General features: G+C 69.7%; 21 protein-coding genes. 10 read left to right on the plus strand and 11 right to left on the minus strand.

Annotated features, from left to right (window positions below; translation table 11 throughout):
- Positions 1-3 precede the first annotated feature (3 nt).
- The gene (locus AC6CH0_RS09055) at positions 4-510 is read left to right on the plus strand and encodes an SRPBCC family protein (RefSeq protein ID WP_498099893.1); all 507 of its coding nucleotides are present in this window, start codon (positions 4-6) and stop codon (positions 508-510) included.
- Positions 510-1,130 (plus strand): dihydrofolate reductase family protein, encoded by a 621-nt coding sequence (locus AC6CH0_RS09060; protein ID WP_498099895.1) that lies wholly within the window; start codon positions 510-512, stop codon positions 1,128-1,130. The genes AC6CH0_RS09055 and AC6CH0_RS09060 overlap by 1 nt, the downstream gene beginning before the upstream one ends.
- A 43-nt stretch (positions 1,131-1,173) precedes the next feature.
- Here the strand turns inward: AC6CH0_RS09060 and AC6CH0_RS09065 are convergent, their stop codons facing one another.
- From AC6CH0_RS09065 to AC6CH0_RS09095, 7 genes are all read right to left on the minus strand, one after another.
- Positions 1,174-1,569, minus strand: a complete 396-nt coding sequence (locus tag AC6CH0_RS09065; RefSeq protein ID WP_498099897.1) for a YybH family protein — start codon at positions 1,567-1,569, stop codon at positions 1,174-1,176.
- A 155-nt stretch (positions 1,570-1,724) separates the two neighbouring features.
- On the minus strand, positions 1,725-2,468 hold the full coding sequence (locus tag AC6CH0_RS09070; RefSeq protein WP_498099899.1) for a YcnI family copper-binding membrane protein: 744 nt from the start codon (positions 2,466-2,468) through the stop codon (positions 1,725-1,727).
- Between the two features lie 73 nt (positions 2,469-2,541).
- Positions 2,542-3,186, minus strand: a complete 645-nt coding sequence (locus tag AC6CH0_RS09075; protein ID WP_498099901.1) for a hypothetical protein — start codon at positions 3,184-3,186, stop codon at positions 2,542-2,544.
- A gap of 9 nt (positions 3,187-3,195) precedes the next feature.
- Positions 3,196-3,873 (minus strand): response regulator transcription factor, encoded by a 678-nt coding sequence (locus AC6CH0_RS09080; protein WP_498099903.1) that lies wholly within the window; start codon positions 3,871-3,873, stop codon positions 3,196-3,198.
- Positions 3,870-5,000 carry a sensor histidine kinase gene (locus tag AC6CH0_RS09085; RefSeq protein ID WP_498099905.1) on the minus strand — a complete coding sequence of 377 codons (1,131 nt, stop codon included), beginning with the start codon at positions 4,998-5,000 and terminating at the stop codon, positions 3,870-3,872. Before AC6CH0_RS09085 ends, AC6CH0_RS09080 begins: the two co-directional genes overlap by 4 nt.
- Before the next feature lie 4 nt (positions 5,001-5,004).
- Positions 5,005-5,733 (minus strand): DUF2306 domain-containing protein, encoded by a 729-nt coding sequence (locus AC6CH0_RS09090; protein ID WP_498099907.1) that lies wholly within the window; start codon positions 5,731-5,733, stop codon positions 5,005-5,007.
- Positions 5,734-5,885: 152 nt separating this feature from the next.
- Entirely contained in the window at positions 5,886-6,608 is a 723-nt protein-coding gene (locus AC6CH0_RS09095) for a MerR family transcriptional regulator (protein WP_498099909.1), read from the minus strand.
- 43 nt (positions 6,609-6,651) lie between these two features.
- Between AC6CH0_RS09095 and AC6CH0_RS09100 the strand changes: the two genes are divergently transcribed.
- Positions 6,652-7,140 carry a DUF6194 family protein gene (locus AC6CH0_RS09100; protein WP_498099911.1) on the plus strand — a complete coding sequence of 163 codons (489 nt, stop codon included), beginning with the start codon at positions 6,652-6,654 and terminating at the stop codon, positions 7,138-7,140.
- 54 nt (positions 7,141-7,194) lie between these two features.
- On the opposite strand, the gene AC6CH0_RS09105 is transcribed toward AC6CH0_RS09100, so the two are convergent.
- A complete protein-coding gene (locus tag AC6CH0_RS09105) occupies positions 7,195-7,866 on the minus strand; it encodes a class I SAM-dependent methyltransferase (protein ID WP_498099913.1) in 672 nt (223 codons plus the stop codon).
- 138 nt (positions 7,867-8,004) lie between these two features.
- On the opposite strand from AC6CH0_RS09105, the gene AC6CH0_RS09110 reads away from it, so the two are divergent.
- Positions 8,005-8,415 (plus strand): DoxX family protein, encoded by a 411-nt coding sequence (locus AC6CH0_RS09110; protein WP_498099915.1) that lies wholly within the window; start codon positions 8,005-8,007, stop codon positions 8,413-8,415.
- Positions 8,416-8,515: 100 nt separating this feature from the next.
- Positions 8,516-9,196 carry an NUDIX hydrolase gene (locus tag AC6CH0_RS09115; protein WP_498099917.1) on the plus strand — a complete coding sequence of 227 codons (681 nt, stop codon included), beginning with the start codon at positions 8,516-8,518 and terminating at the stop codon, positions 9,194-9,196.
- A gap of 3 nt (positions 9,197-9,199) precedes the next feature.
- Here the strand turns inward: AC6CH0_RS09115 and AC6CH0_RS09120 are convergent, their stop codons facing one another.
- Positions 9,200-9,490, minus strand: coding sequence for a DUF4287 domain-containing protein (locus AC6CH0_RS09120; protein WP_498099919.1), 291 nt, complete (start codon positions 9,488-9,490; stop codon positions 9,200-9,202).
- A gap of 235 nt (positions 9,491-9,725) precedes the next feature.
- Here AC6CH0_RS09120 and AC6CH0_RS09125 point away from each other — a divergent pair, with 235 nt between their 5' ends.
- On the plus strand, positions 9,726-10,466 hold the full coding sequence (locus AC6CH0_RS09125; protein WP_498099921.1) for an SDR family NAD(P)-dependent oxidoreductase: 741 nt from the start codon (positions 9,726-9,728) through the stop codon (positions 10,464-10,466).
- A gap of 83 nt (positions 10,467-10,549) precedes the next feature.
- The gene (locus AC6CH0_RS09130) at positions 10,550-11,575 is read left to right on the plus strand and encodes a YihY/virulence factor BrkB family protein (protein WP_498099923.1); all 1,026 of its coding nucleotides are present in this window, start codon (positions 10,550-10,552) and stop codon (positions 11,573-11,575) included.
- Positions 11,576-11,604: 29 nt separating this feature from the next.
- Here the strand turns inward: AC6CH0_RS09130 and AC6CH0_RS09135 are convergent, their stop codons facing one another.
- The gene (locus AC6CH0_RS09135) at positions 11,605-12,489 is read right to left on the minus strand and encodes a LysR family transcriptional regulator (protein ID WP_498099925.1); all 885 of its coding nucleotides are present in this window, start codon (positions 12,487-12,489) and stop codon (positions 11,605-11,607) included.
- Positions 12,490-12,598: 109 nt separating this feature from the next.
- Between AC6CH0_RS09135 and AC6CH0_RS09140 the strand changes: the two genes are divergently transcribed.
- Positions 12,599-13,534: an aldo/keto reductase gene (locus AC6CH0_RS09140; protein WP_498099927.1), complete on the plus strand. Its 936-nt coding sequence runs from the start codon at positions 12,599-12,601 to the stop codon at positions 13,532-13,534.
- Between the two features lie 27 nt (positions 13,535-13,561).
- Here AC6CH0_RS09140 and AC6CH0_RS09145 read toward each other — a convergent pair whose 3' ends face one another.
- On the minus strand, positions 13,562-13,921 hold the full coding sequence (locus tag AC6CH0_RS09145) for a hypothetical protein (protein ID WP_498099929.1): 360 nt from the start codon (positions 13,919-13,921) through the stop codon (positions 13,562-13,564).
- Between the two features lie 65 nt (positions 13,922-13,986).
- Between AC6CH0_RS09145 and AC6CH0_RS09150 the strand changes: the two genes are divergently transcribed.
- Together AC6CH0_RS09150 and AC6CH0_RS09155 are read left to right on the plus strand one after the other, a co-directional pair.
- Positions 13,987-14,862 (plus strand): LLM class flavin-dependent oxidoreductase, encoded by an 876-nt coding sequence (locus tag AC6CH0_RS09150; RefSeq protein ID WP_498099931.1) that lies wholly within the window; start codon positions 13,987-13,989, stop codon positions 14,860-14,862.
- A 34-nt stretch (positions 14,863-14,896) separates the two neighbouring features.
- The gene (locus tag AC6CH0_RS09155) at positions 14,897-15,265 is read left to right on the plus strand and encodes a PLDc N-terminal domain-containing protein (RefSeq protein WP_498099933.1); all 369 of its coding nucleotides are present in this window, start codon (positions 14,897-14,899) and stop codon (positions 15,263-15,265) included.
- The last annotated feature ends 18 nt before the right edge of the window (positions 15,266-15,283 follow it).

Here is a 15,283-nt window from a genome sequence, read left to right on the forward strand (position 1 = left end):
CTGATGCAGACAACCGGACGAGCAGCGCAGGCGCAGTCCGCGACCGCCGACCGCGAGATCGTGATCTCCCGAATGATCGACGCCCCGCGCGAGCTCGTGTTCGAGGCGTTCACCGAGGTGCGGCACCTGTCGCAGTGGTGGGGACCCAACGGGTTCACCACCACGACGCGGTCGTTCGAGTTCCGCGTCGGCGGCGACTGGGACTTCGTGATGCACGGACCCGACGGCACCGACTACAGCGAGTGGATCACCTGGACCGAGATCGTCTCGCCCGAGCGGATCTCGATGCTCCATGGCGAACACCGCGGTGACCCGAATGCGTTCGAGTCGGTGCTCACGTTCGAACCCGACGGGGAGACGACCCGCATCGAGATGGTCACGGTGTTCCCCAGCACAGAGCTGCGCGACCAGGCGATCGAGAAGTTCGGCGCCATCGAGGGCGGTCAGCAGACCCTCGGCAACCTGGCCGACTACGTCGCAGAGATCGTGCGGAAGGGAGCGGGGCGCTGATGGCCGGAACGATGTTCTTCAGCGTGTCGATGTCGCTCGACGGGTTCATCGCGCCCGATTCCCCCGACGAGTTGATGGGGCAGCAATGGATGGAACTGCAGCGGTGGGTCTTCAGGCAGCGGTTCTTCCGCGAGAACCTCAAGCTCGGCACGGGGGGAGAGGAGGGGCGTGACAACGACATCGTGCGGGAGACGTTCGAGCGCACGGGCGCAAGCGTGATGGGCAAGCGCATGTTCGACGCCGGCGAGCAGATGTGGCCCGAGGAGCCCCCGTTCCACACGCCGGTGTTCGTCGTGACGCACGAGAAGCGCGAACCCTGGGTGCGGCAGGGCGGAACCACCTTCCACTTCGTCAACGACGGAATCGAGTCCGCGCTCGACCAGGCTCGCGAGGCGGCCGGCGACCGAGATGTCCGTGTCTCGGGCGGCGGCCAGACGATCGTCGAGTACGTGAACGCCGGCCTGATCGACGAGTTCCATGTAGCGCTCTCGCCCGTGCTGTTCGGCTCAGGAGTCCGCTTGTTCGAGGGTGTGGATGCGAGCCGAGTGGCGCTCGACCTGGTCCGTGCAGAGCCTTCGCCGAGAACGACGCATCTTCACTACACCGTGCGTTCGCGGTAAGCGCGGAGGGCGGCGCGAGGAGACCGCGCCCGAACGGCGCGAGCTAGCCGACCTTGTCGGCGTGCCGGTGCACGATGCGCCAGCCGGCGGGCTCGACGCGGTACACCTGCGTCGCGCGCAGGGTGAAGGTGCGCGGCTCGCCGTCGATCGACGCCGAGACGCGCTCGTAGCCCACGGTGTAGGCCATCTCACCGCGCACGTCGAAGGCGATCAGTTCGAACGCGTAGTCGGTGCAGTTCGAGAAGCTCGCCGAGAGCTCTTCGAACGCCTCGACGAGTTCGGCGCGATCGGCGGCGTTGCGCCACGCGCCGAGCACGCTGACCGGCTCGCCCTCCGACCAGATCACGCGGCGCGGACCGTCGTCGCCGTTGAACATGGCGCGCTCGGCCCGCACGAACTCGCTGTGCAGCCAGACCAGGAACTCTTCGCGGTCGCTCATGACATTCAGGATGCTCCGGTCTGCCGCCGCGCACAATCACCCAGTCGCTTCGAGGGCGTCATCACGCCGGTCGAGTAGCGCGAAGCGCGTATCGAGACCAGACCCGAACGCCCGGTCCTCGCGAGGAGGGCCGGGCGTTCATGTCGAGTCGAAGGCTACGCCTGCTTCTTGGCCCGTCCTGCAGTGATCGCGAGCACGATGCCGACCGCGGCGACGAGCAGCCCGCCGACGCCGAGCACACGTGCGAGCGCGTCGTCGGTCGAGCCGTCGGCGTTCGTCGACCCCGACGAACCCGCTGTCTCGGACCCGTGCTCGGCCGAGGCATCCGCTGCGACCGCCGCGCCGTGGCCGTCGCCCGTCGCCTCGGTGACCGTGATCGCGGGAGCGGGGTGCTCGGGCTCCTCCTCGCCGTCTTCGGCGACGTCACTCCAGTCGGTCTGGCCCTCGGCGCACTCCTGCAGCACCGGGAAGGCGAGCGTCTCGCCCGCGGCATCCGCCGGCAGCTGCAGCGAGAGGGCGATCTCGTCGCGCAGTTCGCTCGGCAGCGGGGTCACCGCCGTGTAGACGACCGAGCTCACGCGCTCGGTGATGTTCGCCCCGTGCGAGTCCTTGCGGGGTGCGTCGAGCTGCTCGACGATCTTCTCGATCGTCCAGCCGGGGTTGACGGTCGGCGTGACCCGGTCGACGCCGTCGGGCATCGTGAACGTGAGCTTCGTGGTCGGGCTCTCGCCGCAGCCGTGCGGGATGCCGAAGCTCAGCACCGTGTAGGCGCCGGCAGCGGTCTCGGTGGAGTCGACGCCGACGTGGGCGCTCGCCGCGAGCGGGGCGGCGAGGGCGAGGGCCGTGCCCGCGCCGAGGGCGAGGGCGGCGGCGAGGGTCGTGCGGATCTTGCGGGTCATGTCTCTGCTTTCAGGGTGTGCGAACGCGCACACCGTCGAGGTGTGGTTCGGAGCGTTCGCGAATACGGATGTGTCAGCGTGCCGCTGCGAGGGCGGCGCGGCGCTGACGTGGTGGTCCGCGATATCGCAGGGCGGTGCAGCGCAGTGACGTGGCGTCGGGGCCGACCTCGCGCGGGGCTGCGGGCGCGAGGTGCGCGCGCAGCGGCGGCACGAGGGGGGCGGCGAGCATGACGCAGGCCGTGCGGATGCCGCGCGCGGCGAAGCGCACGGCGGCGCCCACGCGATCGGCGAGTACCACCGCGAGGATCGTGAGCACGGCGGCGACCGCGTGGGCCACGAGCATCGCCGGGCCGAAGTGTGAGTCGTGCACGGGGGCGGCGGTCGTGAGGAGCATCCCGGTGTCGGTCGAGTGGTGGTGCGCTCGGTCGGCCGGAGTCAGCCCCGGCGCGGCGGCGATCGCGCTCGCTCTCGGGGTCAGCGAGTAGAGCGCGTGCAGCGCGAGCTGTGCGGCGACGGCGGCGAGCGCCGCACGTGGCGTGCTCTGCCGGCCGCCGACGATGACGATCGCGAACGGTGCCGAGAACGCCAGTGCCAACGCGATCGTCACGGCCCCTGGCGGTGCGCCACCGCCGACCGTGTGCGCGAGCGAGGCGAAGAGGATCGCGGAGCCGGCGACGGCGAGCGCCCGGATCACCTGGGCGCCGCGACCGATCTGCACCCTGAGATTCTATGGGCGAGACTTCGGCACGCGACGTTCATGGGCCCAGATCGCGAGCTCGACGCGATTGCGGGCGTCGATCTTCGACATGAGGCTCGCGAGGTGCGTCTTCACCGTGCTGAGCGAGATGTGCAGCTCGCTGCCGATCTCGGCATTGCCGAGGCCGCGCGCGACAGCCGCGAGCACGTCCTCCTCGCGCTCGGTGAGCGGCGACGAGGGGCCGGCCGGCGGCTCGTGCGCGGCGCCAGCCGGCCCGGCAGACCCCGCGAACGCCTCGATGAGCCGCACGGTGACGTTCGGGTCGATGAGCGCGTCGCCGCGTGCCGCCGCGTGCACCGCCTCGCTGAGCATCACCGCGCCGGCGTTCTTCAGCAGGAATCCGCGGGCGCCGGCGCGCAGCGCGGCGTACACGTACTCGTCGAGGTCGAAGGTCGTGATGACCACGACGGGAATCGGGTCGGCGACGCCGGGCCCCGCGAGCTGCCGGGTCGCCTCGAGACCGTCGGTCACCGGCATCCGGATGTCGATCAGGCACACATCGGGTCGGATGCGTCGCGCGAGCGCCACGGCCTCGGCGCCATCGGATGCCTCGCCGACGACCTCGATGCCGGGCTGGGCGTTCAGGATCATGCGCAGGCCGGCGCGGACGAGCTCCTGGTCATCGGCGATCATCACCCGCACAGTCACGCCGCCCATCCCACCCGCGGCAGCACCGCGGTCACCGCCCAACCGCCGCCCGGCAGCGCGCCCGCCTCGCAGGTGCCGCCGAGTAAGGCGGCGCGCTCGGCCATGCCCGTGATGCCGTAGCCGGGCAGGGCGGATGCCGCGGGCTCGCCGTCATCGCGAACGTCGAGCCGCACTCCGGCGCCGTCGACGTGCACGCGCACCTCGATGCGGGTCGCGCCCCGCGCGTGGCGCTGGGCATTCGTGACGGCCTCCTGCGCGAGCCGGAACACCGCGGCGCCGACTGCCGGTGGCAGTGCATCCAGTTCGCCGTCGACATGCACCTCGACCGACGGGCCGCCCGCCTGCGGTCGCGCGAGCAGGGCGAGGTCGCGCGTGCCGGGGGTGGGCGCCAGCTCCGCGGCATCCGCTCGCCTGAGCACCCCCACCATCGAGCGCATCTCGTCGAGGGTGCGCGACGCCTCGACTTCGATGATGCGCAGCACCTCGGCCGCGGCATCCGGATCATGCGGCGCCACCGCCGTGCCCGCCTGCGCCTGGATCGCGATCGCCGATACGTGGTGGGCGACGGTGTCGTGCAGGTCGCGCGCGAGCTGTTCGCGCTCGAGCAGCCGCACGCGGTCGAGCTCGCGTGCCTTCGCCGCGGCGCGCCATCGGAAGGCCACGCCCAGGGTGGTCGTCAGCACGACCACCGCGAGGCCGCCGATGAGATCGACGGGCGTCATGTCGCCGTACGGCAGCGACAGGAAGGTGCTGGCGACGACGATCGCACCGCCCGCCAGCATCGCGCGACCGCTGCCCCACCGCATCACCGAGTAGATGAGCACCAGGAAGTACCCGGTCGTGACGAGCTGCGGGTCGCCCCCCGCGATCAGGCCGACGACCGCGCCCACCGCGAAGGCGATGGCGACCATCGTCAGCGGGCGGGCGCGACGCCACAGCAGGGTGGGCACGAGTGCGATGAGCACCACGGCCCAGAGCCACCGCCACGGAACCTCGGGTCGTGCCGCCGCCTCGATCAGCACGAGGGGCGGAAGCAGGCCGACGAGGAGCCAGTCGCGCCAGACCCGGCGGGGCGGCCGGGGCGACGCCGCCGGTGCGTCCCACAGCGCGCGGAGTGGGCTCGTCATGCCCTCATGATAGGCGGGCACGCGCTGCCGCCGACCGATCGGGCGCGCGTGACGGCGCGACGGGGTGAGCGGGCCGGGCGGGCCGAGTGGGCCGCCGGTTCCGTCGGCGGATGACGAACTCGGCGACGATGAGGTTGATCACCCAGCCGGCGCCCATCAGTGCGGCGTGCGCGAGCTCACCGGGCGCGCCGAACGCGATGGTCCATGGAAGGAACGTGAACACCTGCGTTCCTGCACCGAGGCCGATCGCGTACGCGCGGGTCATCCAGGCACTGTGCGTGCGCACATCGCCGCGACGAATCGCGAGGAATGCGACGACGATGCCGGCAACCATCGCCACGCCGAAGACGAGCCGCATCGCGAAGAGCACTCCACTGCCGGTTTCGGGTATGTCGTAGAACAGCGTCATCCAGAGCGCCGACATCGCCGAGACGAGACCAGCGGGTGCCACGATCCGCCCGGCGATGCGGTGCCACCGGCGGCGGCGCAGGGACGGTGCGAACTGGAGCGCACCGAGCACGAGGAAGACGACCGAGCTGATGATGTGCACGATCACCGGCGCCGGCGAGTCGAAGAAGCGCGCATTCTCGGCGGTCACCGCCGCGCCACTCGTCAGTTCGGTGAGCCGCGCCGCCCCGCCCGCCATGGGCACGAGGCTCAGCGCGATGAGCCCAGCCGGGACGAGCCACTCGGGGCGACGTCGTGGTGCTCGAGGCTTCGATGCATTGGTCATGCCTCGATGCTGGCGACATCGCGCGATCGCGGCATCGGCCGCGTGGCTCGACCTGCCTCGGCCGTTCGGCCGACGCGGCCGGCGGCGCCGAGCAGCGCGGCTCGCGGCGCGCACCGCGAGTCGTCGCCGGCCAGGAGGCTATCGACGTCTGATCAACGCAGGAGGCCGGCGATGTCGGTGCCGGCCAGGAGCAGTGCCTCGGACTGTGCGGCGATGCTCTGCAGGCGCTTCTGGAGGGCGTCGCGAGCATCCGTCGCGTCGTGAACCGTCCACAGTGACGCCATGACGGCGTGCACGGCCGGGATCCGGTAGCCGCCGGCGCGGAGGGAGGCGACGATGCGGGCGTCCCTGATCGCATCGGGCGGATACCGTCGTGCGCTGAGGCCCGCTGGACGTTCGGGAGTGATCAGCCCCTGCTGTTCCCAGAAGCGGAGCGTGGAGGAGCGCACGCCGAGCGCAGCGGAGAGTTCGGTGATACTCATCGAATCCTCTGGCGCGGGAGTTGCCTCGTGGGCGCTTTCGTCGACGATGCTGTCGAGAGCACGGAGTGCAGAGAGCGTCTCGTCACGGGAGCGGGCGAGGTCCACGTGAAGTGCGACGATGCTCGCGACCGCCTCGTCGTAGGGCAGATCGCGCATCTCGCGCATCGTCGCCCTGGCGATGACGGGGCCGACCGCGATCGCCAGATGGCGGTATGCACGCAGCGCGGTCACGTGCGCGGTGGTGAACTGGCGGTATCCATTGGGCTGTCGTGCTGCCGGTGGGATCACGTCGAGTCGTTCGAGGTCACGGACCTGCTGCACGGAGTAGCCGGCGACGGCGGCGAGGCGGCTGGTCGTGTATCGCGCGGAGCCGGACTCGTTGGTGTCCTTCACTGGCGAGAACCCTCCATAAGCACTTCAACATCACACTTGAACCATGTCTCTCGAACAGATCCTGTCAGAAGTCCGAACCTACGACGGCCTCCTCGAGCTCGCGCCCGTTCCAGGGAGCGAGCACCCCAAGATCTCATGGGGTGACTACTTCTTCTACTACGCGCCCGACGGCAAGGTGCCACGCAACCGTCAGCCCTACGCCACGATCGTGACGAAGAACTACTTGGACGACGCGGACTCCCGCCTTGACGCAGCTGATCGTTGGCGGCTGAACATCCACGTCGGATCGCAGATCTTCACCGAACTCATCGGCTACGCGCCCGAGGGGATCAGAGAAGCAGGACTGGACTACAGCGCCGAGGATGTGTTCAACCCTCACCCGCTGTATGGCGCGTACGGGTGGGTATGCGTCGTGAACCCCGGGACCGCGACGCTCGATCGTGCTCTGGAGGCGCTCCGTGGTGCCCACCTCGCTGACCGGAGGCGCGTCGAGCGCCGACAGGGCCGACGCGAAGCCGCGGAGAACGAATGAGCGTCAGCCCACCGCGACCGCCGGCGCGCTGATTGCGAGATCGAGAAGATGCGTCTAGTGCAGGCGGCGCGCGAGCAGCGTGGCGTCGTGCACGTCGACCGTGACACCGTCGCGCACCACGGTTCTCGGGCGCTGCTCGACCACGACGGGCTCGAAGTCGGCGGGCAGGGCGGGCAGCAGGTCTTCGGCGAGGAACATCGCGTCGCGATGCCCCTTCGTCAGGTGCGTGAACACGCCCATCGGCGCGTGCCCGACCACGAGCAGGTGCCCGCCCGGTGCGACAGCTTGCGCCAGTCGGCGCGCGACATCCACCATTCCGCCGTCCGGTGGATGCAGGAAGTGCGTCGTGACGAGATCGTACGACCGGCCGTCGGCCGCGAAGCTGCGTGCGTCGACCTGCCACCAGCCGGTGCGGTCGGCGACGCCGGCCTGTTCGGCGTGTCGGGCGGCGCGTGCGAGACCGTTGGCCGAGAAGTCGGCGCCCGTGACCGTCCAGCCCTGCTGCGCGAGCCAGATCACGTCGCCGCCCTCGCCGCAGCCGACGTCGAGTGCTGTGCCGGGAGCGAGCTTCGATGCCTCGGCGACGAGCTGCGGGTTGGGCCTGCCGCTCCACATGTTCTGGTCGCCCGTGTACCGCTCCTCCCAGCTCGACGGCTCGAACATCTCGGTCGCTTCGGATGCCGCCTCGCCCGCTGTCTCGTCGTGCTGGTGTTCGTGTCGGCTCATCGTGGTGCGTCCTTCCGCTGCTGCACGAGCGTACGGAGGCGGCCGCCGAATGGCACGCCCGCTTGCCGATTCGGCAACGCAACCCTCGACCGAACGCGCCGACGTAGGGTGGGCGTACGTCACGCACCGGAGGTCGAGATGACACGAAACGGCATTCCCGCGAGCACCGCGCCCCGCACGATCGCTCGCGTCGCGCTCGCCGCTGCGCTCGTCTTCGCCGGGCTCAGCCACCTGTTCTGGGCCCGCAAGGAGTTTCGTTCGCAGGTGCCGTCGTGGGTGCCGATGGATGCCGACGCCGTGGTCGTGGCGTCCGGCGCCGTCGAGATCGGACTCGGCGGCGCCCTCGTCGCGCTGCCGCGCGAGCGCCGGCGCATCGGCTGGATCGTGGCGGCGTTCTTCACCGCGATCTTCCCGGGCAACATCGCGCAGTTCACCGAGAAGCGCGCAGCCTTCGGCCTCGATTCCGACCTCGCACGTGGCATCCGACTGCTGTTCCAGCCGTTGCTCGTGGCGCTCGCGCTCTGGTCGACGTCGGAACCCCGCCGCTGACGAAGCGTGCCCGGTCGCCGCGCCTGGCCGCGATCGACGGGCGAGCAGCGGGTAAGTGGCAAGATGGCCTCGTGTCACTCCGCCGTACTCGGGAGGAACCGTGAACGCCATCGCCGACGCTCGCGCCGAGCTCATCGCACTCTGCGAACGCGGGCTCGAGTGGCACCCGGGTGAGGCTCGACGGCCGGATGTCGCAGCCGCACGATCCGCCGCAGTGCTCGTGCTGTTCGGCGTACTCGACGCGGTGCCCGCCCGCACCGGCGCAGCGGTCGCTCGCGACCTCGACGTGCTGCTGCTCCGCCGCGCGGCGACGCTCCGAAGCCACGCGGGGCAGATCGCGTTCCCGGGCGGCCGGCTCGAGGCATCCGATGACGGGCCGATCGCCGCTGCGATCCGCGAAGCCCACGAGGAGACCGGTGTCGACGTCGACGGCATCGAGCCGCTCGGCACGCTGCCGACGATGCCAGTGCCCATCAGCAACCATCTCGTCACGCCGGTGCCGGCATGGTGGACACGCCCGTCCGAGGTCGCGGCCGTCGATCATGACGAGTCGGTCGATGTGTTCCGCGTGCCGATCGCCGAAATGCTCGACCCGGCCAATCGCGCGAACACGCAGCACACCTGGGAGCACCGCACCTACCGTTCGCCGGCGTTCACGGTCGGCGGCCGCATCGTGTGGGGCTTCACCGCCCTCGTGCTCTCGCGCATGTTCGACGAACTCGGCTGGGCCGAGGCATGGGACCCCGAACGCATCGTGGAGCCCGACCACCTCAGCCGCTGAGGTCTACGGGTTCGGGTTCGTCGCAGCGCCGTCGAGCCAGAGCGTGTCGGTTGCGTCGCGGTGCACTCCATCGGTGCCGACGTGCTTCGTGCTGATCTGCGGGCCCTTCGTGATCACGTGCACGAGCGCCATCGCGTGCCCCTGGCCGAGACCGTAGTCGGACTTCAGCCACGCCACGATCGGGGTGGCCTTCGTGCCCGCGCCGAAGCCCTGCTCGGTCGCCAGGTCGACGAGCTGCCGGGGCGTGAGACCGGTCTTCTTCTCGATGGTGTCGAGGTAGGCCTGGAATGACATGCGGTGCTCCCTTGGGTGAAGCGGATGCCGCGTGGCATCCGTCGATCACCAGACTCGCGCCACGCGGCATCCGTGCGCCAATGTTTCGACCTGGGTCGAAAGTCTCGGGTCGGAGGCGCATCGGGGATGCTCGAGACGCCCTCGGCAAGGGGGTGCCGTCGCGACACCCGTTGCGTAGACTCACTCGTTCCGAGGCGAGCGGAGGCATATGGCATCGCAGAGAACAGTCGTGCTGGTGACGGGCGCCGCCCGGGGCATCGGCCGCAGCATCGCGCTTCGGCTCGCGCGCGATGGTGCGGCGGTGATCGTCGCCGACCTCCCCGATCACCCTGACGCTCCGCAGACCATCGATGAGCTGCGCGCCACGGGCGCTGAGGCCGTGCTCCTCGCGACCGATGTCAGTCAGGTGGCCGAGGCTCGCCGACTCGTCGCCGCCGGGGTCGAGGCATTCGGGCGCATCGACGTACTCGTGAACAACGCCGGGGTGCAGCGTCGCGCCCCGTTCCTCGATGTCGAAGAGGACGACTACGATCTCGTGCTCGGCGTCAACCTCAAGGGCCCGTTCTTCGTCGCACAGGCGTTCGCCCGCCACGTGAAGGAGCGTGGCGGTGGCGGGCGCATCGTGAACATCAGCTCGGTGCACGAGGAACTGCCGTTCCCGAACTTCGCGAGCTACTGCGCGAGCAAGGGCGGTTTGAAGATGCTCACGCGCGATCTCGCCGTGGAGCTCGCACCACTCGGCATCACGGTGAACAACATCGCCCCCGGAGCCATCCGCACGTCGATCAATGAGAACCTGCTGGCAGATGCATCGAAGGCGCAGGCGCTCCGCGAGGACATCCCGGCCGGACGGATGGGCACGCCCGAAGAGGTCGCCGAGGCGGTGAGCTTCGCGGTTTCTTCGGGAACCGCCTACATGACCGGCAGCACGATCACCATCGACGGCGGGCTGACGTGGAACTATCACGAGCAGTGAGCCCAGATCCCGACGGTCAGGTTCCGGCGTCGGATGATCCACGCAAGGCGACGTGGCCGACCCGAATCCGGAAGAAGACGTGGGTGTATGCGCTCCGTCGGGCTCGTCACGAATTCGTGCAGGATCGCGCGTTCGACGCTGCTGCAGGTCTCACGTTCTTCGCCGTGTTGTCCGTGTTTCCGGCGCTGTTGGCGACCGTGTCACTGGTCGGGGTCGTCGGCGACGGCGAGGACGTCGTCGACCGCTTCCTCGCACTCCTGAACCAGGTGGCTCCGGCGGCCGTCACCGACGTGCTCGGGCAGGCGCTTCACGAGATCGCGACGACGTCGGCCGCCAGCGTCACGCTCATCGTGGGCATCCTGGCGGCAGTCTGGTCGGCTTCCGCGTATGTGAGCGCGTTCGGTCGCGTGATGAACCGGATCTACGAGGTCGAAGAGGGCCGGCCGTACTGGAAGCGCAAACCCGCGCAGATCGCCGTGACGCTCCTGATCATCGTCCTTGCGCTGTTCGCCGTCGTCATCGTCGCCCTCTCCGGTCCGCTGACGCACGCGATCGGTGACGCGCTCGACATCGAATCGTTCGCTCTCGCGGCGTGGGATGTCGGGAGATGGCCGATCCTCGGAGGAGTGGTGGTCGCAATCATCGCCGTGCTCTATTCCGCCACCCCGAACATCCGTCAGCCCCGTTTCCGGTGGCTGAGCGTCGGCGCGGTTCTGGCGGTGGCGATCATCGGCCTGGCATCCGCAGGGCTCGGCTTCTATGTCGGCAACTTCGCGAACTACAACCGCACGTTCGGCGCGCTCGCGGGAGTGATCATCTTCCTCATCTGGGTGTTCCTGGTGAACCTCGCACTGCTGCTCGGAGCGGAGTTCAACGCCGAACTCGAACGCGGCCGACAGCTCCAAGCGGGAATCAGAGCCGAAGTCGCCCTCAAACTCCCCGCCAAGGACACCACCGCGAGCGACCTCGCCCAGCGGACCGCCGAGGTCGATGAGCACCACGGCTCGCTGCTGCGTACCGGTCAGGAACTCCCCGCCCGAACGGACACCTTGGTTCCGCGCCTTCGCCGCAGACTGCATTCCCTCTGGGAGTACGTGACGCGTCGCTGACTCCGAAGGGTCGCCGCCGCCGGGGCGAGTCAGGCGTTCAGCGCGAGCTCCGCATCGAGCAGTTCGAGCAGCAGCGAGGCGGATGCCGCGGACGGCTCGCCCGTGATCGCCGACACGACCCACTGCGGTGCGGTCGGCGGCAGTGGCACGGCCACGAGGCCGGCGGCCTGCGGCTTGGCGGCGATGTGCTGGGGAACGAGGGCGACACCCAGCCCGCGCTGCACGAGGTCGAGCAGCGTGCGCACGTCGTTGACCGTGCACCGCACGCGCCGGGTGACGCCGTGCTTGAGGCAGGCCTCGTCGTTGAGCGAGCGCACCGCCCACGACTCCTGGAAGTCGACGTAGTCGTGATCTCGAAGGTCGGCCCAGTCGAGGGCGCCACCGGAGGCGAGCGGATGCTGCGGAGTGCACAGCAGCACGAGCGGTCGACGCCCGAGCTCGATGCGGCGCACTCGCGCGAGTCCATCGCCCGCGGCGACGAATGCGATGTCGAGGCTGCCGTCGCGCACTCGTGAGATGAGCTCGTGCGAACCGGCCTGGGTGAAGTCGAGGTCGACCAGGGGGTAGCGTCGCCGGGCGCGCTCGAGCAGTGCCGCGACGTCCACGAATCCGAGGCACTGCTCGGCGCCGACCCGGATGCTGCCCGACAGCTCATGGGTGGCGCGCACCACGGCGTCTCGTGCCGCCGTCGCCTGGGCGAGCATCGTGCGAGCGTGGGGGAGCAGCGCCGTTCCCGCATCGGTCGGCTCGACCCGGCGGGTCGTGCGGTTGAAGAGCGTGGTGCCGAGCTCGTCTTCGAGGGCGCGGATCGCGGCCGACAGGCCCGACTGCGACACCCCGCACACGGCCGCGGCGCGCGTGAACTGCTGCTCGTCGGCGAGGGTCACGAGGTACTCCATCTGCCGAAGATCCATCTATCTAAAATCCTTCTGAATCGCATCACCAATAGTTGTTGGACTTCTAGTTTGCGGCTCCGTAGGGTGAATCCGCAACACCCGGAACCGAGAACATCAGGAGCAGACCGTGAAGACCATTCCCCTCGGCGGCGGCGACCTCACCGCACCCAACGTCGTACTCGGACTCATGCGCATCCAGCGGAAGAGCGACGAGGCCGTGCGCGAACTCGTTCGCGCCGCCCGCGACGCCGGCATCGACTTCTTCGACCACGCCGACATCTACGGCGACGAACTGCACGGCTGCGAGCGGCGCTTCGCGGAGGCCATGCAGCTGACCCCGGCGCAACGCGACGAGATCACCCTGCAGACCAAGGCCGGCATCGTCAAAGACGGCCCCTACTTCGACTTCTCGTACGAGCACATCATCGAGTCCGTCGACGGCTCGCTGCGCGCACTCGACACCGACCGCATCGACGTGCTGCTGCTGCACCGCCCCGACGCGCTCGTCGAGCCCGACGAGGTCGCCCGTGCATTCGACGAGCTCGAGGCATCCGGCAAGGTGCTCGCCTTCGGCGTCTCGAACCACACCCCGCGGCAGATCGACCTGCTGAAGAAGTCGGTCGGCCAGCCGCTCGTGGCGAACCAGTTGCAGCTGTCGATCACGCACTCACCGATCATCGCCGAGGGGGTCGCAGCGAACATGCAGGGCCTCGAGCAGTCGATCACCCTCGACGGCGGCGGCATCGTCGACTACTGCCGGCTGCACGACATCACCATCCAGGCATGGTCGCCGTTCCAGGCGGGCTTCTTCAACGGGGTCTTCCTCGGCTCGCCCGACTATCCCGAACTGAACGCCGCGATCGACCGCCTCGCCGCGAAGTACGCGGTGCCGGCCATCGCGATCGCCACCGCGTGGATCACCCGCCACCCCGCGAACATGCAGGTCGTGCTCGGTACCACGACGCCCGAGCGCGTCACCGGCGCGGCTCAGGGTTCGGACGTGCCGCTCACGCGGCCCGAATGGTACGAGCTGTTCCGCGCCGCCGGGTACCGCGTGCCCTGACGCTGCTCGGCGCCGCGCACTCCGGCATCAGATGAAGTTGAACATCGCGGTCTGGCCGAAACTGATCAGGGCGGTGAAGACCTGCGCGCCGCCGAGCGCGGCGCCGGCCGCGGCGAAACCCCTCGGTGCGTCTTTCTTGAGCAGCACGATGAGGCCGAGGATGAGGGCCGCCAGACCGAGCACGAGTGCGAGCACGGTGCTCCCGATGCCGAGCACGCTCACGAGCGTGTACGACGAGACGTCGCTCCGCACCAGGAACGGGATCGCGAGAGTGAAGATGCTGGTCAACACGACCCCGGCGGCGCCGGCGATGAAGGAGATGAGGCCGAGGAGCTTTCGATCGGTGCTCGGAGCAGGGGCGGCGGTCGGTGCGTCGGTGTGGGTCATGGCCTCATCATGCCCGACGCCGGTGTCACCGCGCCGCGACGGTGGGTGCTGACAGAGTGGGAGCCATGCGACGAATCGGTGCGATCTTCCAGCCCGCCTTCCCACCCGAGCGACTGCGGTCCGCAGTCGAGGCGGCCGAGGCCGGCGGAGTTCCCGAGCTCTGGCTCTGGGAAGACTGCTTTCAGCAGTCGGCGTTCGCCACGGCCGCGGCGGCACTCGCCTGGACCGAGCGGCTCCGGGTCGGCATCGGCGTCGCGCCGATGCCGCTGCGCAACGTCGCCATCACCGCGATGGAGATCGCGACCATCGATCGCATGTTCCCGGGTCGACTGCTGCCGGGCGTCGGGCACGGCGTGCAGCGATGGATGGGGCAGACCGGCAGCCGGGTCGCCTCACCGCTCACGCTCATGCGCGAGTACGTGCCGGCGCTACGGCAGTTGCTCGCCGGTGAAGAGGTGACGACGAGCGGGCGCTACGTCACGCTCGATCGCGTGCGGCTCGACTGGCCGCCCGCCACGGCACCGCAGGTGTACGCGGCGGGCGAGGGCCCGAAGACGCTGCACCTCACGGGCGAGGTCGCCGACGGCACGGTGCTCACGGGTGGCACCTCGGTCGAGCGCGCGGCGCAGGCCGTCGCGACGATCGCGGCGGGTCGTGCGGGCGCCGGCCGTGACGGCCGCAGCGAGACGGTCGTCTACCTCATGGCGGGCTTCGGCGGCGCCGAAGCCGAGTCGCGGGTCGCGAACGAACTCACGAAATGGAACATGCCGCTCGACCAGCGCCTGGCCGCCGTCGGCGATGCATCCGTCGTCGCCGAAGCGGCCGGGCGGTTCTTCGACGTCGGCGTCGACGCCGTCGTGCTGCAGCCCACCTCAGACGAACCCGACCTCGAGGCGTTCATGGGGCACGTCGGCGAAGTGGCACGACGGGTCGCTTCGTAGCGCTCGCCGCACGCCGCCCAATATGCTGACGGCCATGGCCGCCGTCTTCCCTGTGATCCTCGTCGCTGCAATGGTGATCGCGCTGATCGACATCATCATGCGCGACGACTCGCAGGTGCGACACCTGCCGAAGTTCGGGTGGATCCTCCTCGTCATCCTGCTTCCGCTCATCGGCACGCTGCTGTGGTTCATCATCGGCCGCGAGTACGGCGCTGCGGCGTCGACCGAGGGCATCGGATCGCTCATGGCGCAGCGCTCGCGACCGAACCCGCTGCCGCCGGCACCGCAGGTGAGCTCGACCGAGCAGCAGCTCGCCGAGCTCGACCGCGAGATCGAGTACTACCAGCGCCGAGCCGAGCTCGAGCGGCTCAAGCGCGAGGCCGACGGCGGCGCGGCGAGCTAGGGGCGCGACCGGCATCCG

It is taken from the genome of Agromyces sp. GQ35 (assembly GCF_059758475.1).

Excerpts from the sequence above, each read along its gene's own strand:
- AC6CH0_RS09100 (WP_498099911.1), top strand. The coding sequence starts at position 6,652 with ATGTCTCTCGAACAGATCCTGTCAGAAGTCCGAACCTACGACGGCCTC.
- AC6CH0_RS09090 (WP_498099907.1), bottom strand. The coding sequence starts at position 5,733 with ATGACCAATGCATCGAAGCCTCGAGCACCACGACGTCGCCCCGAGTGG.
- AC6CH0_RS09070 (WP_498099899.1), bottom strand. The coding sequence starts at position 2,468 with ATGACCCGCAAGATCCGCACGACCCTCGCCGCCGCCCTCGCCCTCGGC.
- AC6CH0_RS09055 (WP_498099893.1), top strand. The coding sequence starts at position 4 with ATGCAGACAACCGGACGAGCAGCGCAGGCGCAGTCCGCGACCGCCGAC.
- AC6CH0_RS09155 (WP_498099933.1), top strand. The coding sequence starts at position 14,897 with ATGGCCGCCGTCTTCCCTGTGATCCTCGTCGCTGCAATGGTGATCGCG.
- AC6CH0_RS09085 (WP_498099905.1), bottom strand. The coding sequence starts at position 5,000 with ATGACGAGCCCACTCCGCGCGCTGTGGGACGCACCGGCGGCGTCGCCC.
- AC6CH0_RS09120 (WP_498099919.1), bottom strand. The coding sequence starts at position 9,490 with ATGTCATTCCAGGCCTACCTCGACACCATCGAGAAGAAGACCGGTCTC.
- AC6CH0_RS09150 (WP_498099931.1), top strand. The coding sequence starts at position 13,987 with ATGCGACGAATCGGTGCGATCTTCCAGCCCGCCTTCCCACCCGAGCGA.
- AC6CH0_RS09135 (WP_498099925.1), bottom strand. The coding sequence starts at position 12,489 with ATGGATCTTCGGCAGATGGAGTACCTCGTGACCCTCGCCGACGAGCAG.
- AC6CH0_RS09065 (WP_498099897.1), bottom strand. The coding sequence starts at position 1,569 with ATGAGCGACCGCGAAGAGTTCCTGGTCTGGCTGCACAGCGAGTTCGTG.
- AC6CH0_RS09060 (WP_498099895.1), top strand. The coding sequence starts at position 510 with ATGGCCGGAACGATGTTCTTCAGCGTGTCGATGTCGCTCGACGGGTTC.
- AC6CH0_RS09145 (WP_498099929.1), bottom strand. The coding sequence starts at position 13,921 with ATGACCCACACCGACGCACCGACCGCCGCCCCTGCTCCGAGCACCGAT.
- AC6CH0_RS09110 (WP_498099915.1), top strand. The coding sequence starts at position 8,005 with ATGACACGAAACGGCATTCCCGCGAGCACCGCGCCCCGCACGATCGCT.
- AC6CH0_RS09105 (WP_498099913.1), bottom strand. The coding sequence starts at position 7,866 with ATGAGCCGACACGAACACCAGCACGACGAGACAGCGGGCGAGGCGGCA.